Origin of the sequence: Collinsella aerofaciens (assembly GCF_019131995.1) — a bacterium.
Lineage (GTDB): Bacteria > Actinomycetota > Coriobacteriia > Coriobacteriales > Coriobacteriaceae > Collinsella > Collinsella aerofaciens_S.
Genome location: NZ_JAHONA010000052.1, coordinates 1 through 4825 on the forward strand (window position 1 = coordinate 1; position 4825 = coordinate 4825).

The window sequence follows — 4825 nt, forward strand, 5'->3', positions numbered from 1 at the left end:
CGGCGGGCTACGACGGCATGACCAACATGGAGCTCAGGCGCAAGGTCGGCTACAGGCCGAGGAAGAGCGCCGCCGGCCGGGCGGCCACGCGCCACTCCGCCCGCAGGTCGCATGCCGCGTTCCTCGCCCTCGGGGAGGACGCGTGCGCCGCGGCCTGGGAGATGGACACGGTCGAGGGCGCGCGGGAGGACTCCGCCTGCCTGCTCACGCTGCTGCACCGCCCCAGCAGGCTCCAGCTCGCGCTGCCGCTGGAGGAGAAGACCGCCGGGTGCGTCGCGGACGCCCTGGGCGATATCAGGGCGGTCCTCGGCGCCGACGGCATGGGCAGGGTCTTCCGCGCCGTGCTCACCGACAACGGCGCCGAGTTCTCCGACGAGGCGGCGATCGCGGCGCTGCTCGGCGAGGGGCCGGGCGAGACGAGGCTGTTCTACTGCGACCCGCGCCGCAGCGACCAGAAGGGCGCCTGCGAGCGCAACCACGTCGAGATCAGGAAGCTGCTGCCCAAGGGCGCCGGGCTCAGGTTCGACCGGCTATCCCCGGCCGACATGGCGCTCGCCATGTCGCACGTGAACTCCGAGCCCCGCGGCGCGCTCGGCTTCTCGACGCCCGCGCGCGCCTTCAGGGCGATGCTCGGGGACGATGCGGCGGCGCTGCTTGACGCCTACGGCGTGGGGGACGTGCCGCTCGGCGACCTCGACCTGACGCCGGGACTCATCGAGAGGGCGCGCGCAGAGAGGGGCGATGCCCCGCTGGCCTAGCCTGAAGGCAAAACGGAATAGACTGACCGACCGTCCGGCTGAGTCTGGGAAGAGGTGCCGGGCGGAGGGCGGAGCATGGCCACCGGACCCATCGAAACACATCTCCACCGTTCCTTCAACTGGGAAAACGGCGCCCCCGGGGCCCGGATGGGGCCTCGGGGGCGTTCGGCTAGCTGCGGGAACGGCCTGTCCGCCTAATGTGTTCGGCTGAGATCGGAAATCAACCACACAGTCAAAAAGAGGCGCTCCTGCAACGGAGCGCCTCAACAGACTCTATGCGAAAGGCCTAGCGGCACCGATTACACGACCTGGAGCATTGACCGAGCGCTCGGTCACACCGATCCCAGGCCACGAATCAATGATTCGACCGTTTCCGATATAGATTCCAATATGGCCCTGGTAGTAGACCACATCTCCCCTCTGCATAGCAGAAGTGCTAACCAGCATAAACGTGTTGTTGCGATACCAATTCATGGAGTTGTAGGTTTGCTCGGGCAACCAACGATGGTTATACGGGTTATACCAACCCATATCCATGCCAGTCGCATACAGACATTGCAGCACTAAGCCCGAACAATCAACCGCATCCCCCGGCCAAGAAGACCAAGGCTCGATATAACGCGTCCCGATATATTCACGAGCACGCTGGACGAATGCGTTGATGCAATCCTGTCGCGAAGCGTTGTAAGGAATTCGAGAAGGCGTGACATACGTAAAGTAACCGGTGCAATACGAAGGAAGCTGCACGCTATTGCAACTAACCTTTGGATAAGATCCCGGGGTCTGATACCCCATATAACGATAGGTCTCAAAATACGAATCAGACGTAGAGCCTGGTGCGGAAGCGCCCTTGGGAACAATCTTTACCTGTAATGCCTGAACAGGAATGCCAAGCTTCGTGGTGCCCGCCGGTGATCCATTTTTGGTCCAGCCAAGCCATCCGTAATTTGACACGTGGACGCGATACCAGACATCAAAGTAATTCGAAACGTCACCAGTCAAATTAATCTTCACAGCTTGGATTTGTTGTCCCTGTCCAATGGTTCCCGCTGTGGCTCCATCTGAGACAGCAGATTGCCAGCCGATATTGGATACGTGGGCGGAATACGAAATGCCACCGTTCATGGAACTATCGGAAAGGGACAGTTGCATTGCCTCCATGGCACGGTTCTGCCCAACCGTTCCGGCAACACCGCCATTGCCAACAGACGCTTGCCAGCCAAGACCGGAGCAATTTGCCTTAGCGGATAGCCCAGGAAGCTGGATCAACGCAGCATGATCTTGAACGGGAGCGTCGGACGAACCCTTGGCAACCAACTTAATTTGAATTGCCTCGGCCTGCTTAGACAGCCCAACGGTGCCAGCTGCGGCGTCATTTTTAGCCCAACCAAGCCAACCATAATCCGCCGCATGAATACGGTAGTAAATATTGTATTTTGACGAGTCGTTGCCAGTGAGCCTTAATTTAACCGCCTGAATTGCGAGGCCCTTGCCAACAGTGCCAGCATAGGAAGCACCCGAAACGTATGGCTGCCAACCGATATTCGCAACGTGTGCTGACACTTCAACGGAGGCATCGATGCCCTGCGTCGAAATATACAACGCCTGCAGAGAACGAGACATGCCCGTCTGGCCGGCAGTTTCGCCATTGCCAACGGGAGCCAACCAGCCCGCAGAAGCAACGTGCGCCTGGGATACAAGACCGATTCCCGACGTTTCGGTAAATGCATTACCGGTAGAACCAGGGGCAGGTTGACCCTTACGAACAAGTGCAACATCTATGCCGCACAAACCGGAAGAACCACCAGAAACGCCACATGCCTGACCATTTGACGTCCAGCCCGTCCAGCCATTACCGGAATCGTATACTCGATACCAAATGTCATAATTGGCAGCAAACTGGCCGCTCAGCGACATTTTTATCGCTTTAATGGGTGCGCCGGATACCGCCTTGGCGGCGCCGCCATCCGATTCGGAAGCACCCCAGCCTGAATATGCATCCATAACGGCATAGGAAATTGACCCGTCATCAGTTTGGCCTGCAACGCTTAAGGCAATGGAGTTCAGCAGTTTGGCGCCCTTGCCTCCAATCGTAGCCTTTTGACCAGAAGATAAGCCAAGACTCTCCCCAGAAACGGCGGATCCGGAAACCGCAACAGCATCTAGATCGCCGATAAAGACCTTGCTCGAAGAGCCAGGCGCTGCTCCGCCTTTCTCCACAAGGATTACCTTTACCGCTTCGATAGCCTTGCCTTTACCGGCAGAACCAGCGGCAGCTCCATTACAAGCCCAATCGAGCCAGCCTATACCCGAGACATGAGCACAGTACCAAATGTCATATTTTTCAGCTGCCTCACCGGTTAGACGAATCTGAACGGCTTCGAGACGCTGAGACTTACCAGTCGTTCCACAGTGCCCCTCAGACCACTGTTGCCAGCCGACATTAGAAACATGGCCACGAAGCTCAATGGAGCCCGAGTGACCATACCAGCCAAGCTGAGCCTCAAGCGCCTCCATGGGGAGGCCCCTACCAGTTGTCCCGGCAACAGATCCGCCGCCTACGGGCGACATCCAACCAATATTCGACGTATGTGAGCGAACAGTGATTGAGGCAGGTTCATCGCTACGGCTCTTAAAAGGACAGGCGGTGTCGCCCGGGGCGGGGTCGCCCTTGGGCAGGACCGCGACCTGGACGGCCTGGACGGCGCGGCCGTAGCCCGCCGAGCCGGCGTCGGCGCCGTCGCACGCCCAGCCCAGCCAGCCGAACTCCGCGGAGTGGACGCGGTACCAGACGGTGTAGCGGGCGGACAGCTCCCCGGACAGCCTGACCCTCAGGGCCTCGACGGCGCGGGACTGGCCGGTCGTGCCGGCGGTGCCGCCGTTGCCGACGGCGGCCTGCCAGCCGACGTTGGAGACGTGGGCCTCGACGGATATGGCATTTGCAATCTGTTCTTGAGAGGTGGCTCCATCCACTTCAAGTGAGATTTTTAGTGCCTCAAGATTCAAGCCCCTACCCGTGGTTCCGGCAACCTTACCCGAACTAACCGGATCCATCCAGCCAATATTCTGCACATGGGCAGAAACACTAACGTTTTTGACGGTGAGCTGATCGTTGGAGGCAGAATCAGCGGCAGCGGCTTCGTTAGTCTCCCCCGATAAGACCTGCTGCGCGTCTTGAGGCTCGCTATCTACGGAGCCAGCATCCGATTCTTGCCCCCCAGAGATAGGCTCAGCTTGATTGGAAGTAGAGCCTTCAAGATGAAAGCTGTTTGAATCATCAGATCCGTCAATTGAATAATCGGCATATGCAGCAGTCACGGCCCATGATTGACTCATGAACAGCGCGATAACCACAAGTATAGAAACGGACACATCTAAGAGACGCTTCACGATTCCACCTTCCTTCGACTTCGACGGCGCCTATTTAATGACGACCGCCTGAGCTCCTCTTTGCGAGTATAGCGAAGCAATGCGCTGAGCTGAGTTAGAGACATAGCCAGCGAGTGAATCAGCAATGTAAACGGTACCTAGGGAGCGATTAAAGCCTCTTAAGACAACGGTGTGAGAGTTGGTATAGGTTCTATAAACCCTTCCGCCGTAAGCCTGAGTCGCATAGCAACTTCCCAGGTTTTGCATACCTATCGTTGACCAAATAATAACGGGATGTCCAGCTTCCAAGTACGAATAAAGGTCATAGAAACCAGTACCGGTCACATCGTAGGCTCGCAAACTACTACCACTGCTAATCAAGAAAGAATTCGCGGTGTTGGTCAGTCCGGGAGCAGATATGCAGTTTCCATTCGAAGCGCTATGAGGATTGCCCCAAAACGCCGTAACAAAATCCCAACTGCTCCTAGGCATATACGCGTCTGCAATGACGGTTTTACCCAAACCAAATCCGTAATAGTTAAGCGCATTGGTCAATGCAACGGACTCGCAGCCAGTCGGAAGCTCGGGGTTCTGCATTGTACAAGGGACGTTGAGAACAACCGAATTCGGATGCAATGGGCGGTCCCTGTACGCGCCGTCCGTCGGGCCCGGGGCCGCCGAGCCCTTCGCGAGGACGC

The 4825-nt window shown here is 57.8% G+C and carries 3 protein-coding genes; 1 reads left to right on the forward strand and 2 read right to left on the reverse strand.

All coding sequences use genetic code 11. From position 1 onward, the window contains the following. Positions 1–758: transposase (locus KSY82_RS10040; protein ID WP_368042061.1), on the forward strand; the 758-nt coding region annotated here is incomplete at its 5' end. A 273-nt stretch (positions 759–1031) separates the two neighbouring features. Here the strand turns inward: KSY82_RS10040 and KSY82_RS10045 are convergent. Together KSY82_RS10045 and KSY82_RS10050 are read right to left on the reverse strand one after the other, a co-directional pair. Then, positions 1032–4148 carry an NlpC/P60 family protein gene (locus KSY82_RS10045; RefSeq protein ID WP_217751106.1) on the reverse strand — a complete coding sequence of 1039 codons (3117 nt, stop codon included), beginning with the start codon at positions 4146–4148 and terminating at the stop codon, positions 1032–1034. Between the two features lie 30 nt (positions 4149–4178). Then, on the reverse strand, positions 4179–4825 hold a 647-nt coding region (locus KSY82_RS10050), incomplete at its 5' end, for a C39 family peptidase (RefSeq protein WP_217751107.1).